The sequence below is a fragment of the Shewanella sp. WXL01 genome, from assembly GCF_012263345.1.
In the GTDB taxonomy this organism is placed as follows: domain Bacteria; phylum Pseudomonadota; class Gammaproteobacteria; order Enterobacterales; family Shewanellaceae; genus Shewanella; species Shewanella maritima.
In genome coordinates this window covers 137,602-162,887 of sequence record NZ_JAAIKQ010000004.1, presented here as the reverse complement: position 1 = coordinate 162,887, position 25,286 = coordinate 137,602, and the positions used below count along the sequence as shown (strand labels likewise).

Here is a 25,286-nt window from a genome sequence, read left to right as displayed (position 1 = left end):
TTTAACAATGCGACAGCAAACGATTAAACCAACTTTGGCGCCAATGACTCTATGGTGTTTAGCGCGGTGTCGATTTGCTTATCGGTAATATAAGGCGCTGTGCCTAAACGCAATTGATCGCCGCGGCTATCTGTTAATACGTTATTTTGCGCCAGCAGCTTCACCCACTGCGAGGCTTTTGGTGTGGTAAGTGACAAGAAACCTGCGTTATCACCTAGGCTATGCTTTGGCAAAATCAAGCCGCAGCGAGTTTCACCAATTGCTTCAATACCCTGCCACAAACGTTTAATTTGCGCCTGATTAATTTGTCTTAGCTCAATATCATCAAGCTGTTGCTCAGTTAAAAAGTCGAACACAGCTGCTGCACGGTAGTGACTTGTAGGGTCGTAAGTAGAGCCCGCGAATGCTGCTTGCCCTGTACCATAACCCACTTTGCCAGGCGCTTGATCAAGCACATCAAACTCTGCATACCAACCTGTGATAACAGGGCTCCCCTGATAGTCAGCAGGAATACGCATAAAGCAATTGCCTTCACCCGCCTGACAGTATTTATAACCGCCGCCAACCACAAAGGCGCTTTCTAGCTCCCAGGTTTGCAGGTTAAACGGCACCACGTTAAGTGCATGATAAGCATCAACTAAACAAGGGATATTCAGATTGTGAGCCGCTTTAGCAACCTGACCCACATCATGAAAAATCTGGCTTGAATTAAAGAATACCGCCGATAACATCACAGCATCGGTTTGATTGTCTAGCTTATCAATCACCCGCATAGCCAGTGTGTCACTAGGCTCAACCGGCACAACTTCAATCTGGCAGTTTAACTCTTGTAGACGCTGCAATTGACGGCGCAGCGAATGAAACTCACTGTCTGTAGTGACGATTTTCAGCGGTCGTGAACTGGCTTTGGCTTGCTTGAAATAATCAAGGTCTGACATAAAGCGCAATATCAACTCGTGGGTTGATGAGCCTAGCGCGATTTGGCCATTAGCCTCGCCCATTAGTGTGCGATAAAAGTCACGCACTTCATCAGCCTTAGCAAGCGCTGCGCCCCACTTTTCATCAACATGTTTGGCAGCATCGTCATAGCACTGCAGCACGCCTTGACGGGCAGCATCAGGCCAGGCTTGATGTGAATGACCTGAGAGTAAAATACGCTCGCTAACATTAAAGTCGCTATAGTGAGCCTGTAGCTGCTCAGCGGTTAATCTTGACATGGATAATTCCCTATTTATATGGTTCATAGCTATGTGCTAATGGCTGCGATTACAACTGAGTACGCAGCTCAAATAACTCGGGGAAGAAACTGATATCAAGCGACTTCTTCAAGAACTCAACACCCGATGAACCACCTGTGCCCGCTTTATTACCAATAATGCGCTGCACTGTGTACATGTGTTTAAAGCGCCATTGTTGGAAACTATCTTCAATATCCACCAGCTTTTCTGCCAGCTCATACAGTTCAAAATGCTCATCTGCGTTTAAGTACACACCTTTCCAAGCTTCAAGCACTGAGGCATTGGTTTGATAAGGCTGAGTCACATCACGGTTCAATTGCATATCATCAATTGCAAAGCCTTTTTGCTTGAGAGTTGCAATGCACACGTCATACAGACTTGGGGCTTCAAGCACTAGTTTTAGCTCTTGATAAATGACGTCATTACTCTTGTGCACCTCTAGCAACTGCGCATTTTTATTGCCAAGCAAGAACTCGATTTTACGGTAGCCATACGACTGAAAACCTGACGAATGACCTAGAGCATCACGGAATTTTAAGTAATCAACTGGCGTGAGTGTCGCCAAAATATTCCAAGATTGTGTCAGCTGATTGAGGATTTGTTTGACTCGTGAGATCACCTTAAATGCATGACCAAACTCACCGCGCTGCAAGTTACCTACGGCGCAAGTAAGCTCATGTCCGGCAAGCTTTAGCCATAATTCACTCGCTTGATGGATAACAATAAACAGCATTTCATCGTGCTGATCTGACAGTGGATGCTGCGCCGATAAAATTTGCTCAAGACTGAGGTAATCGCCATAAGACATATCGTCTTTAAAATCGGTGTGGATAGAAGCTTCCATCTCACGAAAATTAGCTGTAGGTTGCGAGGCTGATGATGCGGCATCGCTTGTAGGGGCTGACTTATGACCAAGAGGGCACGCCATGTTCTGCTACTCCTTGTAGTATGCGTATAGGTCAATGCGCACCAGATTATTATTTTTGTATTCGCTGTTGATAGATAGCTTAAAAGGAATTAGGCGCATTGTTTATGCGCCTAAATTATCACGCACTATGACATCTTCATAACTTAGGCAAACATTGGCTGTCAGCTAAGTTTTACAGGCTATAGGTCTTTTGATGAGTGAAAGCTTAAAGGCATTGCCGGTCAACGCTACCGATGACCATGACAAGTATTAAAACAAGTACCAAGGCAGTTAGCGCAAATGATTAAGCGCGTCGACAAGTGAGCCTGGGTTGTTAACACCTAAATACACCTTGTCGCCAGAGCTAAGGACCAGCTCAACATTGGGTGCGCCGGTCAGGTTGTAACGCTTAATACCTTTGCCGCGTTTTATATACTCCTTATTAAAATTAATCTCAGCAATATCTTTATAAGCAATGTATTGAGGGTTCCCCACACTGTAACGCACAATCAACTTATCACGACCTAGCGATAGCGGCCGCTTGCCTAGCGCGCGATATTCGGCAATAAAAAATACCATACCAATCAAGGTTAATACGCTAATGACTGTGGCAGCCCAAGGCGAAACCATATAGTGAAGTAACAAGTGCACAATTGGCAGTTCAAACAACATAATCATGATAAAACCAAGTTGATTTGATTGAGTACCATCTTTCAAATCACTGTAAAAATGCTGCTCACCTTCAAAGTGCTGCGGTTTAACCTTGTGAGCGAAAAGCAGATAACTCCACACTCTGGTTTCCACCATCAACAAACGCCCCACTGCCTCTGGCACAGCGGAAAAATAGCGGAAGATAGAATCTTTGATTGCTTGATCTAAATCTTGTTCGCGAGTAAACGCGGCTTTGATCGCCCACACCACAGTTGCAATACTGAGCAGTTCTAACAACACAAAACCAGCAACGAGCGCGTATCGCAGTGACTCAAACCAAGGCCAGATACGTTTCTCAGTTTCAGGAATAATAAAGCTACCAAGCAAAATTAGCAGCGAGCAGTATACCAAGACCTTAAGGGCTGCCTGCTTAGTGTCACGAATACAAACAAAGCAAATCAAAGGCACAGTAATAAACACATCGACTAATAGCAGCCATTCTGGTCTATCCTGACCAAAGTCATTTAACGCACTATCAGCCAGGTAGAAGTAGCTCCAAAACAGACTTATCACAGCCAAAACTAGCAAAGGTAGCCGCTCTCGGTTATGACTGGTTATCAGGCTTAAGTTCATGACTCCTCCTTGTGGCTCTTGGCTCTTGTTTCTAGCTGCTGGCTCTAGCTTTTGCCCCTTGCTTGCCCTTTTAGCTGTGACTATTCCTTATGTTCCCACTGGCTTTATAAGCCAATTGAAACCTGTCACAGCCAACGGCTTGAGCAGCTATAAAAAGTCACAGATTTCTTCTAACGATTTTTTCTCAAGCGCATGTGCTGGCACAGTGGCATCTTCAGCGGGGTAGCCAGCAACAATCAGCATGTATGGGCGCTCATTATCGTTATCGCGACCGCACACTTTCGATAAAAAGCTCATCGGTTTTGGCGTATGGGTTAAGGTGCCAAGGCCTGCATTGTGCAACGCTTGCAGTAAAAAGCCGGTCGCTATACCGACGGATTCATGCACATAATAATTTTGCTTTTGCTCCCCATTATCTTCACTGCGCTTTTTAGTAAACACGGCAATTAACCAAGGGGCATGCTCTAAATAGGGCTTGTTGGCGTTGGTGCCTAAAGGCTTTAAGTTATCTAACCACTCTTCACCACCACGGCCACCATAGAATGCTTGCTCAATAGCTTCTGCTTGCTCACGAATCTGCGACTTCACGTCAGGGTTGTTGATTGCTACAAAATGCCACGGCTGATGATTGGCCCCGTTGGGCGCTGTGCCTGCCGCTAAAATACATTGCTCGATAATTTCACGAGGTACCGCACGGTCTGAAAACTTACGAATAGAATGGCGACGCTTAACGTGCTGATAGTTGTCCTCGGCGCGTTTGATCATTTCATCTTGTGGGTACTCAATAAAATCCGTTAGCGGTAAGTGTTGTTCACTCATGACAATTCCTTGTTAGTTTATTTATCTTTCTTGTTATCGGAAATCAGTGTTGTTCAGTGTTTCAAGTTTGAATGAGCATATAAATTCACGAGAGCAACTAACAGCAACTCAAGCACTACATCTAAAAGCTGCAAGAGCACTTGAGTTTAGTGATAGGCTCTAGATTAAAAGCGATGCATCTAAGCTAACAAAGCTATTATGAAAGATCATATTTAATTAACAGCAAACAGAGCTTAAAATTTGCAGCTTGAGTACATGAACACAAAAGGTAATCTATGAATGCGGCAATTGTTGGTGCCACTGGCTTGGTTGGCAGTGCCATGTTAAAAATGCTTATTGAGCTACAGCGCTACAAATGCGTGTTTGTCATAGGCCGGCGTCAACCACAATGGCTATCTCAGTATGCTGAAGCACCTAAACAATCCCAACAAACTTTGGTGGTTTTCATTAAAGCTGAAATAGCCGACTTCCCCAATCTTGAGCTTGATGAGCCGATCGATACTCTGTATTGCGCTTTAGGTACAACCATTAAACAAGCTGGCTCACAAGAAGCATTCATTGCTGTGGATAAAACAGCCATAATTGATATCGCTTCACGTGTTATTCAAATGAACCCAAACGCTAATAAACTGGTGCTCGTCAGCGCTCATGGCGCAAACGCAGAATCAAAAGTATTTTATAATCGAATTAAAGGAGAAACAGAACAAGCTGTAATAGCGCTTGGCTATCAACATGTGGTGATACTGCGCCCCAGTTTACTCCTAGGAAAGCGCAGCGAAACAAGAATACTAGAAGATATAGGTCAATCAGCATCACGCTACCTTGCCCCAATATTTCGCGGACCGTTGCTTACAGTCAAACCCATTGAGCATCAACAAGTTGCCGCTGCTATGTTGTATTTCTCAATGCACGCCCAGCAAAGTGTAGAAATCGTCAGCAACAAACAAATGCATTTGCTCGCCGATAAGCTGGCGGCGTTTAGTTAAATCATCGGACAACAAGAGTTGAGTTCAGGGCAGACTGTTAAATAGATAATAGAAGCTTTGCTTTAACAGCAAGTAACACTTAGCTTATGTTCTAGCCGGTTTATGTCCAAAAGTACGCTATATGTTTACGTAGCAAAAGTTCATTCAAAAACCAACCACCTTCAGAAACTATTTCCCCCAACCTAGACAAATCTAAAACTCCTATAGCACTCAGTCGCACTGACATTTAAAGTCTTGAAAAAATAGATGCTTTCGTCGATTTCATAGGGATGAGCTCGCTGTGTGCTTTAAATGTCATTGTAACGTGAGCTATTTATTAGAGCTAAAAGCCCTGAAGATAACTGAACATAACAAGCAAAGTCATTTTTGATGATAACCGCCCACTCAAGCCGTAGTTTAGAGGCAAAACAAAAAAGACGACCAAGGTCGTCTTTTTCATTTGCTTTAAGGCTAAGCTCTAATCACCAAAGTCATCGAGTAAGATGTTCTCTTGTTCAACACCTAGGCTTTCTAGCATATTGATAACCGATGAGTTCATGATTGGAGGGCCACACATGTAGAACTCGCAATCTTCTGGCGCTTTATGCTGCTTGAGGTAATTCTCATACAGCACGTTATGAATAAAGCCTGTGTAGCCAGTCCAGTTATCTTCTTCAAGGGGATCTGATAGAGCCACATGCCACTCAAAGTTTTCGTTCTCTGCAGCCAGTTTATCGAAATGATCTTGATAGAAGATCTCACGCTTAGAGCGCGCGCCATACCAAAAACTCATCTTACGCTTGGTTTTAACGCCTTTAAGCTGATTAAAGATGTGTGAGCGCATCGGCGCCATACCTGCACCACCGCCAATGAATACCATTTCAGCGTCAGTTTCTTTTACAAAGAACTCACCAAATGGCCCTGAGATAGTGACCTTATCACCGGCTTTTAAGTTAAAGATGTACGAAGACATTTGCCCCGGCGGTAAACCCTCTGCTGGCGGTGTTGCGATACGCACGTTCAGCATAATTAGACCTTTCTCTTCTGGGTAGTTCGCCATTGAGTAGGCGCGTAGCACGTCTTCATCAACTTTCGATACAAGGTCAAACAAACCATATTTTTCCCAGTCGTCGCGATACTCTGCAGGAATATCAAAGTCGCTGTATTTTACCTCATGGGCTGGTGCTTCAATTTGAATATAACCACCCGCCTTAAACAATACTTCTTCGCCTTCAGGCACTTTAAGCAGTAGCTCTTTAATAAAAGTCGCCTGGTTATTGTTAGAAACAACCTCACACTGCCATTTTTTAACGCCGAAGATTTCTTCGTCGACCTCAAGCTCCATGTCAGTGCGCACCGCAACCTGACAAGCTAAACGACAGCCCTCTTTAGCCTCTTTTTTGGTGATATGCTCAAGCTCAGTCGCCAGAATATCACCGCCTCCAGATTTTACAGTTACCCGGCACTGGCCACAGGTGCCACCGCCACCGCATGCCGATGGAATAAAGATATTTTTACCTGCTAGCGCACCTAGCAGTTTTTCACCCGCTGGCGTTTGCAGGCTTTTGTCGTCATCGCCATTAATTCCAATGGTGACATCGCCAGTATTCACCAGCTTACTTTTGGCGAATAAAATCACCGCAACCAACACACATACCACAGTGGTAAACATGCCGATACCAATTGCCATTTCCATTTAATCTACCTTCTAATAATGCATTAACGAGTAAGGCGCGCCTTACAACGAAATACCAGCAAATGACATAAATCCAAGTGCCATTAGCCCTGTGGTGATAAAGGTAATGCCGATCCCCTGCAATCCGTCTGGAATTGCATGGAACTTCATTCTCTCACGCAAACCTGCCAACAACACAATGGCAACAGCCCAACCTACGGCACTGCCGCCAGCAAATACGACTGACTCAGTTAAGTTGTAGTCGCGGTTACTCATAAACAACACGCCAGCAAAAATAGCGCAGTTTACGGTTAGCAGAGGCAAGAAAATACCTAGCGATTGATGCAGGGTTGGCAAGTAACGCTCAAGGAACATCTCTAGGATCTGCACCAGTGCAGCAATCACACCAATAAAGGTGATCAGCTTTAAGTAGCTAATATCAAGCTCAGCCATACCCGCCCATGCCAGTGCGCCAGGCTTTAATAGGTTGACGTAAATGAGCTGATTCACAGGCACAGCAATCAGCATGACAACAATCACAGCGATACCCAAGCCAAAAGCAGTTGAGACTTTTTTCGATACCGCCAAGAAGGTACACATACCTAGGAAGAACGACAGCGCCATGTTGTCTATAAACGCGGCCTGAATAAATAAATTAATATAATGTTCCATGATTAACCTCGCTTACGCTGAACAACGCGAATTGCCCAGATCATCACGCCAATCAAGAAGAAAGCACTTGGCGGCAAAGTGAACATTTCATTGGCAAGATACCAGCCACCGTTTTCCACGGTTTTGAATATCTCAGCGCCAAACAAGGTGCCTTTACCCAGTAGCTCACGCACAAAGGCAACACCAAGTAAAATCACGCCATAACCTAAAGAGTTACCTGCAGCGTCAACCAGTGCCAAATGCGGTGGATACTTCATCGCAAAGGCTTCTGCGCGCCCCATGATGATACAGTTGGTGATGATCAAGCTGACAAATACAGATAGCTGCTTTGACAACTCATAGGCCACATCTTGCAGCACCATATCGACAATAATCACCAAAGAGGCAATTACCGTCATTTGCGCAATAATCCGCACACTATTAGGGATGAAATTGCGAATGGTGGAGATGATGAGGTTAGAAAACACCAATACAAAGGTGACTGCCAGCGTCATCACTAGCGCGGTTTGCATTGAGTTACTGACTGCCAGCGCCGAACACACACCCAACACCTGCATAGCAACAGGGTTGTTAGTGAATACTGGCGTGAGCAATAAGTCTTTATTGGTAATCACTTTATTCATTACTGACCTCCCGCACTAGCAAGCTGGTTAAGGTAAGGCTGATAACCCTCTGGCCCAAACCAGAAATGCACCGCCTTTTGAATACCTACGCCGGTACGAGTCGCACCGCTCACGCCATCAACGCCGTGAACATCGCCCTCTTTCGCGCCGCCTTTAATCACTTTAATGGCAACCTTACCTTTGTTATCAAATACTTGCTTACCTTGCCACTTACCTAACCAGTCAGGATCAGTCACAAAATCAGCAATGCCAGGAGTTTCACCATGCTCGTAGAAGGTAATACTGCCAACGGTATTAAAGTCTGGCTCTATTGCCACATAGCCATAAAGAATTGACCATAAACCTTTACCGTAAATTGGTAGCACCAAGCGAGATAACTTGCCTGACTCGTCATACACCTCAAACACACGCACTTGATTAGCGCGGCGCTTGATTTTAGCTAAGTCTTTTTTAGGCTTAGTTGAAGTTTCAGGGTTAATTGCTGCCATACGCTCGTCAAAATCAAGAATGTTTTCTTGCTCGCTAAGCTCGCCTGTCTCTAGGGTTAACAGCTTAGGTTTAACACGGTCGGCAAACAGAGTTTGAAAATTGCCCGCATTGCTGTCAACACCTGCTGCACTAAGCACAATTTGTTGTAGCTCATTGCGTTTTTTCACCAGCTTGCGCTCTTTAAGCACCTCTGCGGTACCTGTGATCATAAATGAGCAAACAAGACTAAGGCTGATAACAAACACCATGGTGCCTAGCACTGAATCTTTATTTAATGCCATGACGTTTAAGCCTCCGCTTGATATTGGCGCGCGCCACTAAGTAGTCGAAAATCGGTGCCCATAGATTGGTAAACAAAATCGCCAGCATAATGCCCTCAGGCAATTTAGCGTTCATGCAGCGAATAAGAATGGTCATGAAACCAATCATGGCGCCATAAGCATATTTAGCATTACGGGTGTACGAGGCCGTCACTGGGTCAGTCGCCATAAACATCATACCGATGGCAAAGCCACCTGTGACTAAATGCCAAGTCCACGGCATCGCGTAGAGCGCGTTTTTGTTAGAGCCAACCAGATTAAAGATAACCGTAGTCGCAATCATGCCAAGCATAACGCCCGCGACAATACGCCAATCTGCCACGCGGGTTAGCAGTAAAATACCACCACCCAACAGCAGTAATAGCGTACTGGTTTCACCAACTGAGCCAGGAACAAAACCTAAAAAGCTGTTCCACCAATTAGCATCACTAAACACGCTGTACCAGCTAGTGTCAGCAAAAATCATCTTCTTACTGGCAGCAGCCATGCCTAAAGTCGTCGCACCAGAGTAACCATCAACCGCAACAAACTGGCTGATAGCAGCGACTTCACTTGGGTAGCCAAAGTAAATAAAGGCATAACCTGCCAGCGCAGGGTTTAAGAAGTTATAACCCATGCCGCCAAACATTTCTTTAGCGACAATCACGCCAAAGGTGACACCGAGGGCAATAATCCACAGCGGTGTTGATACCGGCAAAATGAGCGAGAACAAGAGTGCGGTTACGAAGAAGCCTTCGTGCAGCTCTTGCCTTCTTACCCGAGCGAAAACCACTTCCCAGAACAAGCAAACCACAAGCGTGATTAGGTAAATAGGGACATAAAAGCTGGCGCCATAAACGAACTTGCTAACAAAGCCAGACTCCGCAGTTAGCTCACCAAAAATGGCGTTAAATAAAAACAGCTGCCAACTTGTTGATTGGCTTGCACCATCAACAATGGCCACCTGCGCTTGCACGCCTAAGTTGTACATACCAAAAAACAAAGCAGGCAGCAGACACATGCCGACAATGTGCATAGTACGTTTTACATCGATGGCGTCACGTACATGAACGCGACCTTTGGTGCTGCGACCGTGGGCAATCCACAACGAGCGCAAATAGGCGCGCATTGAGCCACCATGAGCGTAGTAGCTGTCTTGTACGTTTGGTTTTTTATCTTGCTTACTCATTAACCTTCCCTCTCGATAATGTCTAAACAAGCACGTAGCTCTTTACCAAAATCGTACTTACCTGGGCACACAAAAGTGCACAAGGCTAAGTCTTCTTCATCCAACTCCAACGCGCCCAATAGCTGAGCTTCATCAGTATCACGCACAACAAGGTCGCGCACTAACAAGGTTGGCAGAATATCTAGCGGCATCACCCGTGCCAGCTGACCAAAGGCCATCATGGCGCGCGCAGAGCCACCAGCATGAGTGGTGAATTGGAATAGTTTACGGGTGCGGCTAAAGCCAGACATCATCAAGCCAGTTAGCGAGAACTTTTCACTGTCAGGTTTTACCCAAGGTAGGACTTGCTGGCCATAATCTTCTGTCAGCACGGATATTTGCATATGGAAGCGACCAAGGTAGTCATAAGTATCTACTGCAGTATGGCCCGATAAGATAGAGCCTGATACTACGCGAGATATACTATCGTTTAACTCACCAGCAACCAGCTCAGATAGTTTAGCACCCATTTGCATGCGCACATGACGAGGCTTAAGCACGTTTGGACCAGCTAGAGTAACTACACGGTCGGTGTAAAGCTCGCCAGTTAAGAACAACTTGCCGTAAGCAATAACGTCTTGATAGTTCAAATGCCATACCTGACGTTCAATGCTCACAGGCAGCAGCATGTGGATGTGAGTACCGACAAGGCCCGCCGGATGAACACCTGCAAACGGATATAACTCAACTCCGTCAATTGTCTGTTCAATTAACGGCGCTTTATCGTCTTGGCATAAATAAACTTGACCACTGGTAAGCTTGGTAAGCACCTTAAGACCAGCTTCAAAAGCAGCTTGCTCTGCAGCAATAATCGGTCTTGGATCTGCAGCCAATGGATTGGTATCAATAGCGGTAACAAAAATGCCAGCGGCTTCAGCGTCAAGTTGCGGAACGCGCGAAAATGGGCGAGTACGCAGCGCTGTCCACAAGCCAGAGTTAACAAGGTTATCAACTACTTGTTGTTTATCTAGCTTGCTGACATCGTCAACAGCATCAAAGCTCAGCGCCTGTTGCTCGCTATCACAATCAATAACAACCGACTGTAATACGCGGCGTTCACCGCGATTGATTGCACTGACAACGCCGCTTGCTGGCGCGGTAAATTTTACGCCTGGGGTTTTCTTGTCTTCAAATAGCAACTGGCCTTTTTTTACATGGTCGCCCTCTTCGACTGCCATGGTAGGTTTAAGACCAACGTATTCTTCGCCAATCAATGCAACTTGGGTGGGTGGAGTTGCCACATCAAGCTGCGCGCTTGGTTCACCCGCAATCGGGATATCCAAACCACGCTTGATCGTGATAACGGGTTTTGCAAAACTCGCCATTAAAATCACCATCCTGATAAAATAGATGGGCTAATTTTAATTCCTTGTTAAAAACTTTTCCTGATCGAGTTCACATTACCAGCGCTTTTTGTAATTTTAATACATCAAACCCCAGCCTAATTGTGACCATGGTCATGCAAAAACGTCGATTTACGGCCATTTTTGTAGTATTAAATACAAAAACTGCTTTATTTAGCAGTAACTTATGTACTTTTGACTGATGTTTTCGCCTGTAAGCAAGCTAAGTCATCAGACACTAGCTTGTAATTGACCGCCGTCCATATGGTAAATCTCATCCATATGCTCTAATGCGGTATGTCTGTGGGTGATCATTAACAAGGTTTTGTGACGAGCAAAGTCTAACAGCAAGGCCATAATATCTCTCTCGGTTGCCTTATCTAACCCTTCAGTTGGCTCATCAAGTAACAACAAGGGTGCATCGCGCAGCAAAGCTCTAGCCACACCAATGCGGCGGCGCTCACCTCCTGATAACTGCCTGCCACCTTCGCCAATCCACACATCCAAAGGTTTGTCAGCCTCTAACAATGTATCAAGGCCAACTTGCTTAAGCACGGCGACAAACTTGTCATCATGGGCTTTGCGCTTCTCGCCTTTTACATAAGGCATAGCTATGGCTAGGTTGTCACGCAATGTACCAGCAAATAGATGAATACGTTGGCTAACCAAAGTCATAGATTGGCGCAGCTGCTGTTCAGTAAACTGCTCGATAGCTTGGTCATTTAGCTTGATGCTGCCCGCCTGCGCCTGCCACTGACGGGTGATGAGGTTGAGCAAACTCGACTTACCACAGCCAGTTTTCCCCAAAATAGCCACCTTGCTACCAACATTAAGCGTTAACGACAAACCGTTTAGTACCTTGTTGTTATCAACTACGCTTTCTAAGTGATTCCCATTATAAGCAAAATGAATTCCGCTTAACTCAAGGCTCACGGCGGGTGAGTTTGTAGAAGCGCTATTCTCGGTCGATGAGCTAGTCGGTTGCAGGGGAAATTGAATATCACTTTGCTGAGCAGTGACCTGATTTAAGCGTTTCGCAGCCAACACAGTTGACGATAAATGCTGAAATGCGCCAGCTATTGGCATCAGCATTTCTAAGGTTGCCATCGCGGCAAACACCACCATCGCCATCATAGGTCCTGGCGGTACATACTCTCCTACTCCTTGACTTGCCATAAACAAAATCAAAGTCACAATCGCGCCATTGGCAGCAATTACCATCGCCTGACTTAGCCCGGTAATCGTCGCCATTTTCGCTTGCGCATCAAATAATGCCTGTTGTGATTTGACTAGTTCAGCCTGATAGCGCTTATTGGCATTGAACAAGGTCAGCTCTGCCTGTCCTTGAATAATATCGAGCAGCTTAACGCGGTAGTGTTGACGGCTAGTAATTAACACCTCGCCAGGTTTGCGCCCCAGTTGATAGAACACCACAGGCACAACTAGCCACACGGCAAGCAGCGCACTGCAAAGCGCGTTGGCAATGGCCATATCAAACCAAGCGATAAAGGCGTACAGCCCAGCAATCATCAATAGTGATGCCGCCATAGGCGTGAGCAAACGCAGATATAAATGATCAAGGGTATCAATATCTGCCACTAGGCGATTAAGCATGTCACCTTGGCGCAGCGACTGTAGGTTTTTAGCCGATAGTGGTAATAGCTTTTGCCACGCCCATACTCTTAACTCAGTTAGTAGCTTAAAGGTGGCTTCATGAGTCGCAAGGCGCTCACCATAGCGACTCGCAGTTCGGGCGATGGAGAAAAACCTCACTCCACCTGCAGGTGTGAAATAGTTAAACGCTTGAGCTGCTGCTACGGTTAAACCAGCCACAGCGGTGGCGGATAAAAACCAGCCCGACAACGACAATAAACCTATCCCTGTCACTAACGTGGTAAAGGTCAGCAATAAGCCCACGCCCATCATGACCCATTGACGGCTAAACAGCTTTATAAAAGGCAGTAGAATTCGCATTACACCCCCTCCTTGTCAGCCACAAGCCGCGCAAATAAACCCGCCTCATCGACAACCAACTCTTGATAACTGCCAGCCTGAGTTAGCTTTCCCTTACTAAGTACCAAAATTTTGTGCATGTCGCTTAACTCATCGAGCCTGTGAGTGACTGTGATGCAGGTTTTAGCGCTAATGGCTTGATTGATCGATTGCATTATTTGCATTTCACTGTGCTTATCTAAACTCGCCGTTGGCTCATCAAGTACAAAGATACTGGCATCTTGCGCAAATGCGCGCGCTAAAGCGATACGCTGCGCCTGACCAACCGAAACACCTGCCGCTTGATCGCTAATAGGCGCATCTAACCCTTGATGATGCTGAGCAACAAAATCAGCTAACTGAGCACGGCTAAGCAAACTCAAAATTTGCTCGTCAGTTAACTCAGGGTTAGCTAGCGCGACATTATCTCGCAGCGTGCCGTGGAATAGCTGTGGGTCTTGCCCGAGCCAAGCAAGATGTGCACGCCACTTAGCCAATGGAATTTGCTTTAGCTCAACACCATTAATCTTTAGTGAGCCTTGATATGGCAAAAAGCCAAGCAGTGCGTTAATCAGGCTAGTTTTACCCGCACCACTTGGGCCAACCACAGCCACATGCTCACCCGTATTCACCTCAAATGACACAGGCCCAAGCAGACACGCACCATCCTGACTAAAGACTTTTAAATCCGTAGCAGTAATCGCAACAGTAGCTAGGTCGATTTGATCCTGCGGCGTGCTCAACATGTCTTTATCTGGGCTACTGCTACTATTCGCTAAATAAGTCTCGGGCGTTTCCAATAGGTCAACTAAGGACTCTGCTGCACCAATGGCTTGCGCCTTCGCATGATAATGTGCACCTAAATCCCGCAGGGGCTGATAAAACTCAGGCGCCATGATCAACACAAACATGCCTGTGAACAGGCTAATTCCAGCCCCATAGTGACCAAAATTGAGATGACCCAAATAGCTAAAGCCAAAGTAAACGGCTAGCACGGCGATTGACACCGCGGCAAAAAACTCCAGCACAGCCGAGCTTAAAAATGCCATTCGCAGCACGGCCATGGTGCGAGTACGAAAATCCTCTGATGCCTGCTCTATCTTGCCAAGCTCTGCTTCAGCCCGGTTGAATAGCTTGAGGGTTGCCATTCCCTGCAGGCGATCCATAAAGTGACCGCTTAAGCGTGCCAATGCGGTAAAGTTTTTGCGATTGGCATCAGCTGCGCCCATCCCAACTAAGATCATAAACAGCGGAATAAGCGGCGCAGTGGCCAGCAAGATTAACCCTGCAGCCCAATTGAGAGGAAACACACAGGCCAATATAGTGATAGGAATAAAACCTGCTAGGATCATTTGCGGTAAGTACTTAGCATAAAAATCATGCAAGTCTTCCACCTGCTCGAACACGATACTTGCCCACGCCCCTGCTGGCTTACCTTTAATGAACACTGGCCCTAAAGCGATCAGCTTGTGCAGCACAGCCTGTCGAATATGCTCACGTAAGCGCCTGCCCGCTTCAAACGACACCCGCTCGCGCCCGCAAGCCAATATCGCGCGCAGGCCAAACAAGCCAATTAGCGAAATAAAATAGTGACTTAACTCAGATACCGCCAGCTGCTGCATAATAACGCCATCGAGAATAGTGGCTAAACAATAGGCCTGAGCAACAATGGCAAAACCGTTGAGAATACCTAATAAGATCGACAGCTTAAGGAAGTGACCACAGGCGCTTTTTTGGCCCCTAAGCCACTGGGTGAGAGATTTTTCTAACGACTTATCCATAACGTCCTAAATAAGTAGGCGGGCGATTATCGCGAAAGTATCGCAATAGTTATGCTGGGTTAACACCAAAAAACACATAAGTGTTAACTAACTCACATAAACCACTAGCTGAATGTGAGAGGTAAGCAGGTAGTCAACATACGAGTTAAGCCTTAATTAAGGTGAAGCTAAACTAGCGACACTATAGCGCTCGCCAAATTAAGAGTCTGCACCTAATAAATTCCTAGTTCAAAGGTGTTTACTCTGACCCAAATTTGACCAGCACGTGCCAGAGTAGTTTGAGGTTTTGTTGTTGCTGCCTGTGTGCGGTGCGCTCTTGCCAGGCAGGAAGATGCTGCTCACATTGAAGTGAAGCCTGACCAAGCTTATATGGTGTGAGTATTTGCCGCTCATCGTCATTAAGCTCTTCACTCTTAAGCTCCTCTAAACCTAAGCAGTACGTGGCAACTTGAGGCATATCTGGGCCGCGAAAATCAACCGGCACGTCTGCAAGCGCCATTCGATAGCCGCTGTGGTAAGTCAGCTCAAGTTGATACACTCTTGCAACGGTTGCTAGCTGCTCACCAATTGATGTGCCTTTATAGCTTGGGTCGATAACCAGTAAATCAATATCCTGCTCCAGAGATACATCCGCATGCACCTGCGCCTCGATGTAATGGTCTAGGTTACTTCCACCGCCTTTGATATCTGTTAGCTTACTGCGCTTATCAAGATGACATAAATGCTCAACTAACTGCGCCGGTGTTAATGGGTCTTTACCTATGGCAGATTGGCGCTCAAAGGCTTCACTTAAAAGTGCAGCAAGCACAGCATCAAAGCAATTGAGGGTACCCCTTTCTTTTGGCAGTCGATAAGAGTCGAGATAGCAAAAACTGCAGCTATTTAACAGCTTAGGCTTAGACAATAAATAGCAACTGCCAAAACGAGGCGCGGGTCCAAAGCTGCTTAAGCCGAGATCTAGTGCGCCATATTTAGGCCGATGTTTAATGCCAGAATAAGCGTTACCAAACAGCTCGTTCTCCCAATGATCGCGACTACCACCAAGCTCAGGCGATAAATGTCCATTTGAGGTATGGGTTTCGAACTGACTTTTATAGATGCCGTCTTTCAACAATCCTTGCGCAACTGTCAGCCCACGGCTATCGAGTCTGTCGGGATGAAAATGAAATGCAATGCGCCCGTGAGCAGCAAGCTTTGCCATCGCTTGTTGCAACTGAGTAGATGGCACATTCGACATAGCCAACACGTTTTTAATAACGCTATGGCTTTGCTCGCGCAAACAGGCGACAGCTTTATCTATATGGGATAGCGCTAGCTTGTTCATAGTTCGCCTTCGCAGATTAAATTAACGATTGTAGATTGCTGGTATTTTAATCATAGATAAGATTAAGCTAAATTCACCAAATTATTGAATTAAAGCTAGTTTTCAAACTCGAATAATTATATATAGCGATACTAGTCAATTTTAATGGCTAAATTGCAAGCACTGATGTTTTACGGCAAAGTAACAACAGGAATGACAGTTCATGGAAGCAAAATGAAGCACTCAACCGTTTTTATTACCGGGCTGATCCTAGCGCTTGGCAGCCTTTTCGTCGGCTTACAAATAGGCAAAGCACAACTAAAACAAACCACGCCAGCTGGCACTATTCAAGCAATAGCTCCTGAGGTTGATGACAAGCCAGATAGCAGTTTACAAACCCAAAGCATTGCTCAGCTGCAGCAACAAATCATTGCCCTGCAGAAACAGCTTGCCGATAAAGACGCGCTAATTGCATCAATGCAATCTTCAATGGGATTGTTAGAACAACAAGTTGAAATTGCCGTTGAAGAAAACCAACAGTTCAACGAGCGAGGCGCCAGCGCGCAATCGCCCTTTAAAGATGAACCTTACACTTTGCCGATAGATAGCATTAAACAATGGACACCAGAGCCATTTGCTAATGTGATTGCCAGCCAATCTGGCGACATAGTGAAAGCCTACGAAAAACACCATTTAAGCAAGCGCGATGAATATTGGGCTACAACTGAAGAAGAGCAAATTTTAACGGCGATTAACCAGCACCCTCTAAGCGGCGACATTCAAATCGACAGCATCAGCTGCAAACAGAATACCTGCGAAATTCGCGCCTTTGAGCTTGCGCCCCAAGCCTGGATGGAAGTGTCCAATGGCTTTCGCAACCTCAATGAAAACCGCAGCACCAGCAGTTGGTCTTATCTTGCAGGCTCTGAGCAAGGCACCTTGATTTATATGCTGACCGAATACCAAGCCAAGAATACCCAAGACTCAAGTGAAGATGGTGAGTAACGACTGAACAAATCATGTGGAACCGGTTTGATAGCGCCATTCATATAATCAACAATCAAAAGTGGTCATTTCGTTATGACCGCTTTACCAGCGCGATATCTCTAAACGTCGGTGAACATAGGAAAGTCAGCAAAGAAGGGAACAACAGTGACAATAGCCATGTCACTGTAGTGAGAAGCTTTAGTTACTTCGCTCCAAAGCGCAAGATTAACTTTAGCTACCAAGGTCAGCAATATCAGCTATCGATATCCTGGCTGCTCCTATGGCGCAGCCAGTTGCTTGAACACTCAGCTGAATCAACGAGTGTTGTCATCAAAGAGGTGTTTACTAAACGAAGACGCCGCTCAATCACTATCGGTTGCTATGTGGCGCTGCTCAGTGCAATCAAGCTAGGGCTAATGTATGCCCATGCTTAATAAACAAGCCACAGGTCCTAATAACCTTTAAAGCGAATAATCTTAACGCTAATCAGCTTTATACCAATTGAGATAAATAAGTGATCAGAGATTACGCAGGAAAAATCGCTTAGAACAAGGCTGAAATTGCAGCTAGCTAGTTGCTCTACCTACAAAATTTCTAACGAAGTTATAAGCGATTTTAACCAGTAAGAATGATCACATACTTGTGTTAATTGGTATTATACAAACCAGGCGCGGAAGGTGCGGTTTTTAAGGCGTCCTTTAGTGATTTTGTTGAGCGCAGTCTTAGCCAAAGCTTGCGGCACAGCAACGTACGAGCGAATATCGGTGACTTTAATCTTACCAATCTGGTTACCCGCAATCTCTTTGCCATTCGTTAGACAACCAACAATGTCACCTGGGCGCAGCTTGTGCTTCTTACCGCCGTCAATTTGAATGGTGACCATTTCCGCCTGCAGCGGCTGTTTAGTTAACACGCTCATATCGGGTAACGCTTTTGGAGATACCTCAAGTTTCATGGCATCTTCAATGGCTGTGATCTTGTACATTTCTTCTAGGTTATAGAAGGTGTACGCCACGCCAGTACTACCTGCGCGCCCCGTACGACCAATGCGGTGAATATGCACTTCAGTGTCATAAGCAATTTGATAGTTAAACACGGCATCTAGCTCATCAATGTCTAAACCGCGGGCAGCAACATCAGTCGCCACTAGAATACGCGCACTCTTGTTGGCAAATTGCAGCAGCATTTTATCGCGATCGCGCTGCTCTAAATCACCGTGCAGCGCCAAAACGCTAAAGCCTTTATCAGCAAGACTGTCTGCGACTTTTTGAGTTTCGCGCTTGGTATTACAGAACACCACAGCGCTACTAGGCTGCTTGTCTAGCAGCAATAGCTCTAACGCCTCAATCCGATTTTGCCCATCTTGCATCTCAAAGAACTGCTGCTCAATGGTGACATCATCGTGGGTCGTCTCAACCTTAACCATGGTTGGCTTAACCATAATTTGCTCAGCGATAGTTTGAATCTGCTCAGGGTAAGTTGCGCTGAATAATAGCGTCTGTCGGTGCTGCGGCATCTGGGCGATAATGTGGTCAAGATGATCTTGAAAACCCATTTCTAACATGCGGTCGGCTTCATCAAGCACCAACATGTTGACGTTATTTAGGTTCAAACGCCCGCTGTCAAGATGGTCAACAATACGCCCAGGAGTACCAACAATAATATGTGCGCCATGCTCAAGCGAGCCAATTTGCGGCCCCATTGGCACACCACCACATAAGGTCAACACCTTCACGTTGTGGGTACCGCGCGCTAGTGTGCGGATTTCTTTAGCGACCTGATCGGCCAGCTCACGAGTCGGGCACAACACAATGGTTTGAATACGAAAGCGTTTTACATTGAGCTTGTTCAGCAACCCAAGACCAAATGCTGCGGTTTTACCGCTACCGGTTTTGGCCTGAGCAATCACATCTTTACCCGACAAAATAGCTGGCAAGCTCTCAGCCTGAATCTGGGTCATCTGGGTGAAGTTCATAGTTTCGAGGTTGGCGAGTAAATCCGGCTTTAGCTGCAAAGATGCAAAAGAACTCGACGCCGCTTGGTTAGTTGATTGACTCACATATCCCCCTTAACAAAACTCACTTTACCATCAGGCAAAAACAAAAAGACCAAGGCAAATTAGGCTTAGATAGCGCCAACCTTGGTCGTCTATTGCTATTGTAACAAGTCTTAGCAATGAATGCCCGATTTTGATGCCGAGGCTTGAGCTTAAATTCGTAATCGGCAAAACAGTTTGACTGTTGGCAAGCCAATAATTGAGCTCAAGCAAAGTCCTCTGACAAAAGCGCGAATATAAGTTTAAAAACCAAGCAAGCTAGGTTGAAGTTTAGATACTCTAACAAGAAAGTTTGAGGTAATAATTAGGCTCAGCATTAGGGCCTGTTGATCTTTGCTGATTAGAATTTGTTCGAATTAAAAGCACTTTAATCGCGACGCGAGCGATGACGTCTAGTCACCTAAACAAATTCGCTCGCAACAAAGAGTAAAGTGCTTTTAAACGAACCTTTCAGGCAGCGCTTGTTGTCATTTCTACTGCGTTAACGACTTATCATGTGGAGCAACCACACATCAAAGTCGTTGCCTTGTATAAATTTCCAACAAGCAGCTGCAAAAATAATCTTGAAAGGTCAGCAGGCCCTTATAACTACAGCTCAAAAGCACGCGATTAAGACAGAAAAAAATACCTTACCACATAATTAAAACATGATATTTTTTATAAACTTATTACATTCGCAACCACTGGTTGACAAAAAACCAACTGAGCTTGCTAGTGTGCAACCAATCGTTTTTCTATTGTGATGGCTACATTACTGACCAAGGATAATCACAGATGATATTAGCGGACAAAATAATCAAACTAAGGAAGCAATTAGGCTGGTCGCAAGAAGAGTTAGCTGAAAAAGTGAATGTATCAAGACAGTCTGTTTCCAAGTGGGAGAGTGCAAGTAGCATTCCTGACTTAAACAGAATCATCATGTTGGCAGAGTTGTTTGAGGTGTCAACTGACTTTCTGTTAAAAGATGAACATGACACCTTTGAGCCAAGCTCACAAAGTAGCCATCAGGATGCCAACCTTCATCAGGTAACAATTGAAGAAGCGACGAGATACGTGGCAAGCAAAATTGAGATAGCTAACATCAACACTAAAGGCGCCATATTATGTGTTTGCTCAGTCGTGCCGCTGTTTTTTTTCTTGGCAATGGCTGAGACGGGCCGTATGGGCATGACCGGTGATATTGCGGCAGCAGCAGGCGTGGTGGCTATTTTAGTTTTAGTCTCAATCGCTGTGAGTTTTTTCCTCAAAACCAATCAATTTGATAAGGATATTGAGTTAATTGACAACGAGAAATTTGAATTATCTTACGGCGTACACAGCGTGTTTCAAGAAAAGTTAGAAAGCTACAAACCCGCTTACAACCGCAGATTATCTATAGGTATATTTCTGTTTATCATTAGCTTTATGCCGTTAATGTTGGGCGCTATTCTCAACAGCCAATCCGATACCATTTTAATGCTAATGGTAGTACTTATGATCATGATATCAACAGGCATATTCGTTGTATCACCTGCTTCAGCAACATTTGATGCCTACAATAATATTCTTAAAGAAAGTTTTGCTAACAAAGAAAAGAGCAAGCGGGCTAAGCGCGCCGAAAAACTAGCAGCCTTCTACTGGCCTCTTTTAGTCGCCGTGTATTTAGGTTGGAGCTTATGGACAATGAACTGGGGTATCACTTGGATAGCGTGGCCTGTTGGCTCAGTTTTATATGCCGCCTTGCTAGGGTTAATGGAGTTATTCGAAAAAGAAGACTAACCTGAAAGTGGGCAGATAAGCGTTATCTGCCCTCAACATCATAAAGCTTAAGTTAATCTAGTAAATCCAATTAATCCTTAATCAATAGTTCCAAACTTACCCGACTCATAATCGGCAATCGCTTGCTGAATTTGTTGCTGAGTATTCATCACAAACGGCCCCATGTGCACAATCTTCTCATTGATGGGATCACCGGCAAGCACCAATACCCCTGCGCCATCGTTGGCGGCAACTAGCTCAACTAACTCTGCACTATCGACAACCAACAATTGACCGTCAGCAAAGCGAGTTTCCTCGCCCTGATAAGTTGCGATAACTGCGCCGCTATAGACATAAATACTCACAGCACCATACTGCGATAGGTTCAATTTAGCGCTCGCATTCGCAGCTAAGTTCACATCGGCAATCGCCGCATTTCCTGCAAGCTGTGCAGCTAACTTCCCGTCGTAGCCACTTTGGCTAATGATGGCTGAAACTGTTGATTCAGGTTGGTCTGCAAAGCGCCAATCTCCCGCCAGCGGCGTTAAACTTGCCCCATTTTTATAGGTCAAAACTTGCGCTTGTTGCTCACTTGAGTCGCGGTACTGCGGCGCCCGCATCTTATCTTTGGCTGGCATATTCAACCAAATTTGAAAACCATGTAGCCCATGGTCACTATCAGCAATGGGCATTTCAGAATGCACGACACCACGCCCAGTGCTCATCCATTGCACATCACCCGCCTTGATTTGCTTAACATTGCCAAGTTGATCCTTATGCTCAAAACCACCTTTACGAATGTAGGTAAAAGTTTCGATGCCGCGGTGAGGATGCGGTGGAAACCCAGCCATATAGTCCGACTCGTCATCTGATTTAAGCTCATCAATCATTAAGTACGGGTCAAAGCGTGTATTGCCAAAATCGGCAATACGACGAATTTTAACGCCGTCACCATCCATCGCCGCTCGGGCTGAAAATTTAGCAAGTAATTTCATCACTCTTCCTCCTGCGCATGCGTCAATGTAAGCATGCTCAATATTTGCGATGAAATTAGATTAGCAACCACAAATACGAATAAAAAGCGCATAAAACCGCACTTTTAATTCGTAAAATTCGAATGAAAATAGCTGTACCACTAAAATAATTACTGCCGTAAAAAGGAAATACATCTAATCTGGATTAGTTTCAAACGTGGATCTGGGGTAAAGAAATGCCAATAGCGCTTAACATATGACCTAAACCTAGCTTTAGTTTCTACAAGATGCTGCTGCCTAATTAGAGGCATTTTCAACAATGCTTTAGTTGTGATAAAAATATCAATCGCACTAAAAATAAAACGAAAACCCAAAAGACCATCACAGCAGTCTTCGCTCTATAGCCAAAGCACTGTACAAACAAAATAACGCTAAAACTAAAAGAAATTGTGCCCAGTTGCACAGAGCAAACAAGCAGTAGAGGTACCTTATGCCAGAAGCAGCTCACGGCGAATTCACCATTCAAGTAACAGGCAATTTAATCTGCACAAAAATGACAGGCTCTTATAACGAAGCTGGTGCTACCGCCTATACCCAAGCTGTCATGGAACAGGTAAAACGACTAAATGGCAAACCTTTTGGCATTGTAGCCGACAACCGCGGAGTATTAGGGGGTACGCCAGAAGCTTACGCAGTATTAGATGAATACAATGTGTGGATGGAAGACAACAATATGCACGCTAAAGCAGTAGTATTTAACGCTAAGATCATGGCTACTATTCTCAAAAATCAATCACCATCTATGCAGGCCGAGAATATTCAGATGTTTACTGATTTAAATCAAGCCAATCGATGGATCGAAAATAAACTTGAACAAGTAAAGGCATAACGCTCATCCGATGCACTAACTTAACTGAGCGTAAACCAACTAAAACAAAGCCCCTCTTACTTGCGGGGCTTTGACGATAACAAACAAAAATGAATTAGTCGCAGCATTGCTTTTTACGACACAATTTAAAATTACGCCAATGCGCCAGCGCAACAATCAATGCGCCAATTAAGGTCGCGATTTTTTCGCCGACTTCGCCTAGAAAATCATGACCAAAGAAAGCCGACACCACCAAGACTGCTAACCCCGTTAATGCAAGTAACCACACTTTAGTATCTTTATGGCGCTTACAACCTAGGGTAACCGCCACTGCGCTAGTTGGAAGTACCACCCAAACGAGCATTTCATGGAAATGATGGTCAGCAATTGGCAATGCAGACAAAGATGGGATCAGCACCAGTAAAATCGGTGTGGCGACACAATGCACGGCGCACAGTGCTGAGACACCAATAGCCAGTCTATCCAATGCCAGTTGAGCTGTATTTGTCATGATACTTCCTGCGTCACTTAAAACCTTACTAAAATAATAGCGCTATATTAAACATTAAAAACTTGTTAAATGCTACTAAGTATCATTATCAACAGTAAATTTAGTCAGCGAACTTAAGTGTTTTTCTAATCACAGGAATATTTAAATAGATCTTATTCTGTGGGTCTTCGTTATTAAAGCTCGCTGGCAATAGCTCAAAATCTGGCTTGTCGGCATATTCGTAATCACTCTTTGGCAACCAACTCCCCCAAATGTAGCGCAGAGTACTTTCTAGCTCCGCGATAGGTCCTACGTGGGTGAACTGCGCATAGGTTTGCGCCTCAAGTTCACGAGTGATCATCTGCTCAGGCACATCATCAAAGTTACTGACTTCCACCGAGCAAATATATACAAACTGGGTTTTATCATCAGCCTCTTGATACGACTCATATATGCCAAAAAAATCACTTCCTACTCGATTGGCAACACTGTCACGGTAGGGACGAAAGGCCGACCACAACTTAGGCAAGCTTAAATCGCCATCGTCATACTCTGCTGCAATGCCAACAATTTTCATTGCGGGGCGCTGAATTATCTCTGGCTCCATCGAAATACGCGATTGCAGGTAATCAAGATCTTGCTCAGTAAAAGGTCGCCGATACAGCAAGCGATAAGGCTCATTAAGCTTGCGGTACTTAGCTGGCGTCATATTAAACTGCGCCTTAAATGCCCTTGTAAAAGCCTCTTGCGAGTCAAACTGACTATCTATTGCCACCTCTAGTACACCGACATCCTCAGTAAGCAATCGTTTTGCTGCAAGAGTTAGCCTGCGCTTTCTTAAATACTCTTTAGGCGTATCACCCACTAACGCTTTAAAAATGCGGCTGTAATGATAGGTTGAATAATGCGAGGCGGCAGCAATTTGGTGGACACTTATCGCTTCATCTAGGTGTTGTTCAATAAAGTCGATACTATTAAAAAATCGCTGCATTATGCCTCCTAGCCAGGTTATCCATTTCATTAAACAACTGCCGACATTTGACGCGGCTGATGTTCAATGTTCTCTGCATAGTCTTTCAATCCACGCAATAACTTAGCAAAAACTTTTGGAAACATCAGCCTAAGCAAAGGGTACATAGGATAAGCAAACCACTTAAGTTGTGGCGAGGCTGTCCAGCTCACCTCGCATTGAGTCGGGCTTATCTCACGCACAGACATAGCAACATGATTTTGCTTAATGGGAATAATTGCCGGGTTATTAATCGGCAGCACATCAAAACTTAGCGTTCTCGCACTTTCACTATAGTGAGTAATCACCTCTTTAACTTGGGGGCCATTAGGCTTTTCGGTTAAATCACACATCCGCCCCACCATAGGCGCACCAAGCTTGCTGCCACCCGGTGCAATGGCTTTAGAAAATGGGATTGGCGCCATCCATAAATAGGCTTTATCAAAGTCATGGGCAATCAGTTTCCACATCTCAGTTGCTGATTTATTGATGGTGACTTTAGAAGTAATTTTCATGATGCTCTCCTGCAAATGTTTTAATTGCGGCT

Annotated in this window: 23 protein-coding genes; 5 read left to right on the top strand and 18 right to left on the bottom strand. The window is 45.1% G+C overall.

The annotated features are described in order from the left end of the window. Nucleotides 1-23: 23 nt before the first annotated feature. From G3R49_RS12185 to G3R49_RS12170, 4 genes are all read right to left on the bottom strand, one after another. On the bottom strand, nt 24-1,217 hold the full coding sequence (locus G3R49_RS12185; protein ID WP_167869831.1) for an aminotransferase class V-fold PLP-dependent enzyme: 1,194 nt from the start codon (nt 1,215-1,217) through the stop codon (nt 24-26). A gap of 49 nt (nt 1,218-1,266) precedes the next feature. Then, a complete protein-coding gene (gene kynA / locus G3R49_RS12180; RefSeq protein WP_167869830.1) occupies nt 1,267-2,166 on the bottom strand; it encodes a tryptophan 2,3-dioxygenase in 900 nt (299 codons plus the stop codon). Between the two features lie 270 nt (nt 2,167-2,436). Then, entirely contained in the window at nt 2,437-3,429 is a 993-nt protein-coding gene (locus G3R49_RS12175; RefSeq protein ID WP_167869829.1) for a hypothetical protein, read from the bottom strand. 147 nt (nt 3,430-3,576) lie between these two features. Beyond that, nucleotides 3,577-4,248: a nitroreductase family protein gene (locus G3R49_RS12170; protein ID WP_210147205.1), complete on the bottom strand. Its 672-nt coding sequence runs from the start codon at nt 4,246-4,248 to the stop codon at nt 3,577-3,579. 275 nt (nt 4,249-4,523) lie between these two features. Between G3R49_RS12170 and G3R49_RS12165 the strand changes: the two genes are divergently transcribed. After that, nucleotides 4,524-5,234 (top strand): nucleoside-diphosphate sugar epimerase, encoded by a 711-nt coding sequence (locus G3R49_RS12165; RefSeq protein WP_167869828.1) that lies wholly within the window; start codon nt 4,524-4,526, stop codon nt 5,232-5,234. Nucleotides 5,235-5,691: 457 nt separating this feature from the next. Here G3R49_RS12165 and nqrF read toward each other — a convergent pair whose 3' ends face one another. The 9 genes from nqrF to G3R49_RS12120 form a co-directional block, all read right to left on the bottom strand. Continuing rightward, entirely contained in the window at nt 5,692-6,909 is a 1,218-nt protein-coding gene (gene nqrF, locus G3R49_RS12160) for an NADH:ubiquinone reductase (Na(+)-transporting) subunit F (protein ID WP_167869827.1), read from the bottom strand. A gap of 42 nt (nt 6,910-6,951) precedes the next feature. Further along, the gene (nqrE, locus tag G3R49_RS12155; protein WP_130600899.1) at nt 6,952-7,560 is read right to left on the bottom strand and encodes an NADH:ubiquinone reductase (Na(+)-transporting) subunit E; all 609 of its coding nucleotides are present in this window, start codon (nt 7,558-7,560) and stop codon (nt 6,952-6,954) included. A gap of 2 nt (nt 7,561-7,562) precedes the next feature. Continuing rightward, on the bottom strand, nt 7,563-8,183 hold the full coding sequence (locus G3R49_RS12150; RefSeq protein WP_130600897.1) for an NADH:ubiquinone reductase (Na(+)-transporting) subunit D: 621 nt from the start codon (nt 8,181-8,183) through the stop codon (nt 7,563-7,565). Then, nucleotides 8,183-8,953 carry a Na(+)-translocating NADH-quinone reductase subunit C gene (locus G3R49_RS12145; protein ID WP_167869826.1) on the bottom strand — a complete coding sequence of 257 codons (771 nt, stop codon included), beginning with the start codon at nt 8,951-8,953 and terminating at the stop codon, nt 8,183-8,185. The genes G3R49_RS12150 and G3R49_RS12145 overlap by 1 nt, the downstream gene beginning before the upstream one ends. Further along, nucleotides 8,940-10,160 (bottom strand): NADH:ubiquinone reductase (Na(+)-transporting) subunit B, encoded by a 1,221-nt coding sequence (locus G3R49_RS12140; RefSeq protein WP_167869825.1) that lies wholly within the window; start codon nt 10,158-10,160, stop codon nt 8,940-8,942. Before G3R49_RS12140 ends, G3R49_RS12145 begins: the two co-directional genes overlap by 14 nt. Beyond that, the gene (locus G3R49_RS12135; RefSeq protein ID WP_167869824.1) at nt 10,160-11,524 is read right to left on the bottom strand and encodes a Na(+)-translocating NADH-quinone reductase subunit A; all 1,365 of its coding nucleotides are present in this window, start codon (nt 11,522-11,524) and stop codon (nt 10,160-10,162) included. The genes G3R49_RS12140 and G3R49_RS12135 overlap by 1 nt, the downstream gene beginning before the upstream one ends. 249 nt (nt 11,525-11,773) lie before the next feature. Continuing rightward, nucleotides 11,774-13,516 (bottom strand): cysteine/glutathione ABC transporter ATP-binding protein/permease CydC, encoded by a 1,743-nt coding sequence (gene cydC, locus G3R49_RS12130; RefSeq protein ID WP_167869823.1) that lies wholly within the window; start codon nt 13,514-13,516, stop codon nt 11,774-11,776. Continuing rightward, the gene (gene cydD, locus G3R49_RS12125; protein ID WP_167869822.1) at nt 13,516-15,315 is read right to left on the bottom strand and encodes a cysteine/glutathione ABC transporter permease/ATP-binding protein CydD; all 1,800 of its coding nucleotides are present in this window, start codon (nt 15,313-15,315) and stop codon (nt 13,516-13,518) included. Before cydD ends, cydC begins: the two co-directional genes overlap by 1 nt. Nucleotides 15,316-15,553: 238 nt before the next feature. Next, nucleotides 15,554-16,639, bottom strand: coding sequence for a DUF3626 domain-containing protein (locus G3R49_RS12120; RefSeq protein WP_167869821.1), 1,086 nt, complete (start codon nt 16,637-16,639; stop codon nt 15,554-15,556). Nucleotides 16,640-16,852: 213 nt separating this feature from the next. On the opposite strand from G3R49_RS12120, the gene G3R49_RS12115 reads away from it, so the two are divergent. Together G3R49_RS12115 and G3R49_RS12110 are read left to right on the top strand one after the other, a co-directional pair. Then, complete coding sequence (locus tag G3R49_RS12115) at nt 16,853-17,623, top strand: hypothetical protein (RefSeq protein WP_167869820.1); 771 nt, start codon at nt 16,853-16,855, stop codon at nt 17,621-17,623. Between the two features lie 14 nt (nt 17,624-17,637). After that, on the top strand, nt 17,638-18,039 hold the full coding sequence (locus G3R49_RS12110) for a hypothetical protein (protein WP_167869819.1): 402 nt from the start codon (nt 17,638-17,640) through the stop codon (nt 18,037-18,039). Between the two features lie 221 nt (nt 18,040-18,260). On the opposite strand, the gene dbpA is transcribed toward G3R49_RS12110, so the two are convergent. Beyond that, the gene (gene dbpA / locus G3R49_RS12105) at nt 18,261-19,664 is read right to left on the bottom strand and encodes an ATP-dependent RNA helicase DbpA (RefSeq protein WP_130600879.1); all 1,404 of its coding nucleotides are present in this window, start codon (nt 19,662-19,664) and stop codon (nt 18,261-18,263) included. A gap of 771 nt (nt 19,665-20,435) precedes the next feature. Between dbpA and G3R49_RS12100 the strand changes: the two genes are divergently transcribed. Then, nucleotides 20,436-21,419, top strand: coding sequence for a helix-turn-helix domain-containing protein (locus tag G3R49_RS12100; RefSeq protein WP_167869818.1), 984 nt, complete (start codon nt 20,436-20,438; stop codon nt 21,417-21,419). A 77-nt stretch (nt 21,420-21,496) separates the two neighbouring features. Here G3R49_RS12100 and G3R49_RS12095 read toward each other — a convergent pair whose 3' ends face one another. Further along, nucleotides 21,497-22,393: a pirin family protein gene (locus tag G3R49_RS12095; protein ID WP_167869934.1), complete on the bottom strand. Its 897-nt coding sequence runs from the start codon at nt 22,391-22,393 to the stop codon at nt 21,497-21,499. A 469-nt stretch (nt 22,394-22,862) separates the two neighbouring features. Between G3R49_RS12095 and G3R49_RS12090 the strand changes: the two genes are divergently transcribed. Then, a complete protein-coding gene (locus G3R49_RS12090) occupies nt 22,863-23,261 on the top strand; it encodes a hypothetical protein (RefSeq protein WP_167869817.1) in 399 nt (132 codons plus the stop codon). Nucleotides 23,262-23,355: 94 nt separating this feature from the next. Here G3R49_RS12090 and G3R49_RS12085 read toward each other — a convergent pair whose 3' ends face one another. The 3 genes from G3R49_RS12085 to G3R49_RS12075 form a co-directional block, all read right to left on the bottom strand. Then, nucleotides 23,356-23,751 carry a MerC domain-containing protein gene (locus G3R49_RS12085; RefSeq protein ID WP_167869816.1) on the bottom strand — a complete coding sequence of 132 codons (396 nt, stop codon included), beginning with the start codon at nt 23,749-23,751 and terminating at the stop codon, nt 23,356-23,358. A gap of 100 nt (nt 23,752-23,851) precedes the next feature. Next, entirely contained in the window at nt 23,852-24,721 is an 870-nt protein-coding gene (locus tag G3R49_RS12080; RefSeq protein ID WP_130600871.1) for a GyrI-like domain-containing protein, read from the bottom strand. 29 nt (nt 24,722-24,750) lie between these two features. Further along, a complete protein-coding gene (locus G3R49_RS12075) occupies nt 24,751-25,254 on the bottom strand; it encodes an SRPBCC family protein (RefSeq protein WP_130600869.1) in 504 nt (167 codons plus the stop codon). Between the last annotated feature and the right edge of the window lie 32 nt (nt 25,255-25,286).

Excerpts from the sequence above, each read along its gene's own strand:
- G3R49_RS12185 (WP_167869831.1), bottom strand. The coding sequence starts at position 1,217 with ATGTCAAGATTAACCGCTGAGCAGCTACAGGCTCACTATAGCGACTTT.
- kynA (WP_167869830.1), bottom strand. The coding sequence starts at position 2,166 with ATGGCGTGCCCTCTTGGTCATAAGTCAGCCCCTACAAGCGATGCCGCA.
- G3R49_RS12175 (WP_167869829.1), bottom strand. The coding sequence starts at position 3,429 with ATGAACTTAAGCCTGATAACCAGTCATAACCGAGAGCGGCTACCTTTG.
- G3R49_RS12170 (WP_210147205.1), bottom strand. The coding sequence starts at position 4,248 with ATGAGTGAACAACACTTACCGCTAACGGATTTTATTGAGTACCCACAA.
- G3R49_RS12165 (WP_167869828.1), top strand. The coding sequence starts at position 4,524 with ATGAATGCGGCAATTGTTGGTGCCACTGGCTTGGTTGGCAGTGCCATG.
- nqrF (WP_167869827.1), bottom strand. The coding sequence starts at position 6,909 with ATGGAAATGGCAATTGGTATCGGCATGTTTACCACTGTGGTATGTGTG.
- nqrE (WP_130600899.1), bottom strand. The coding sequence starts at position 7,560 with ATGGAACATTATATTAATTTATTTATTCAGGCCGCGTTTATAGACAAC.
- G3R49_RS12150 (WP_130600897.1), bottom strand. The coding sequence starts at position 8,183 with ATGAATAAAGTGATTACCAATAAAGACTTATTGCTCACGCCAGTATTC.
- G3R49_RS12145 (WP_167869826.1), bottom strand. The coding sequence starts at position 8,953 with ATGGCATTAAATAAAGATTCAGTGCTAGGCACCATGGTGTTTGTTATC.
- G3R49_RS12140 (WP_167869825.1), bottom strand. The coding sequence starts at position 10,160 with ATGAGTAAGCAAGATAAAAAACCAAACGTACAAGACAGCTACTACGCT.
- G3R49_RS12135 (WP_167869824.1), bottom strand. The coding sequence starts at position 11,524 with ATGGCGAGTTTTGCAAAACCCGTTATCACGATCAAGCGTGGTTTGGAT.
- cydC (WP_167869823.1), bottom strand. The coding sequence starts at position 13,516 with ATGCGAATTCTACTGCCTTTTATAAAGCTGTTTAGCCGTCAATGGGTC.
- cydD (WP_167869822.1), bottom strand. The coding sequence starts at position 15,315 with ATGGATAAGTCGTTAGAAAAATCTCTCACCCAGTGGCTTAGGGGCCAA.
- G3R49_RS12120 (WP_167869821.1), bottom strand. The coding sequence starts at position 16,639 with ATGAACAAGCTAGCGCTATCCCATATAGATAAAGCTGTCGCCTGTTTG.
- G3R49_RS12115 (WP_167869820.1), top strand. The coding sequence starts at position 16,853 with ATGAAGCACTCAACCGTTTTTATTACCGGGCTGATCCTAGCGCTTGGC.
- G3R49_RS12110 (WP_167869819.1), top strand. The coding sequence starts at position 17,638 with ATGTGGAACCGGTTTGATAGCGCCATTCATATAATCAACAATCAAAAG.
- G3R49_RS12100 (WP_167869818.1), top strand. The coding sequence starts at position 20,436 with ATGATATTAGCGGACAAAATAATCAAACTAAGGAAGCAATTAGGCTGG.
- G3R49_RS12095 (WP_167869934.1), bottom strand. The coding sequence starts at position 22,393 with ATGAAATTACTTGCTAAATTTTCAGCCCGAGCGGCGATGGATGGTGAC.
- G3R49_RS12090 (WP_167869817.1), top strand. The coding sequence starts at position 22,863 with ATGCCAGAAGCAGCTCACGGCGAATTCACCATTCAAGTAACAGGCAAT.
- G3R49_RS12085 (WP_167869816.1), bottom strand. The coding sequence starts at position 23,751 with ATGACAAATACAGCTCAACTGGCATTGGATAGACTGGCTATTGGTGTC.
- G3R49_RS12080 (WP_130600871.1), bottom strand. The coding sequence starts at position 24,721 with ATGCAGCGATTTTTTAATAGTATCGACTTTATTGAACAACACCTAGAT.
- G3R49_RS12075 (WP_130600869.1), bottom strand. The coding sequence starts at position 25,254 with ATGAAAATTACTTCTAAAGTCACCATCAATAAATCAGCAACTGAGATG.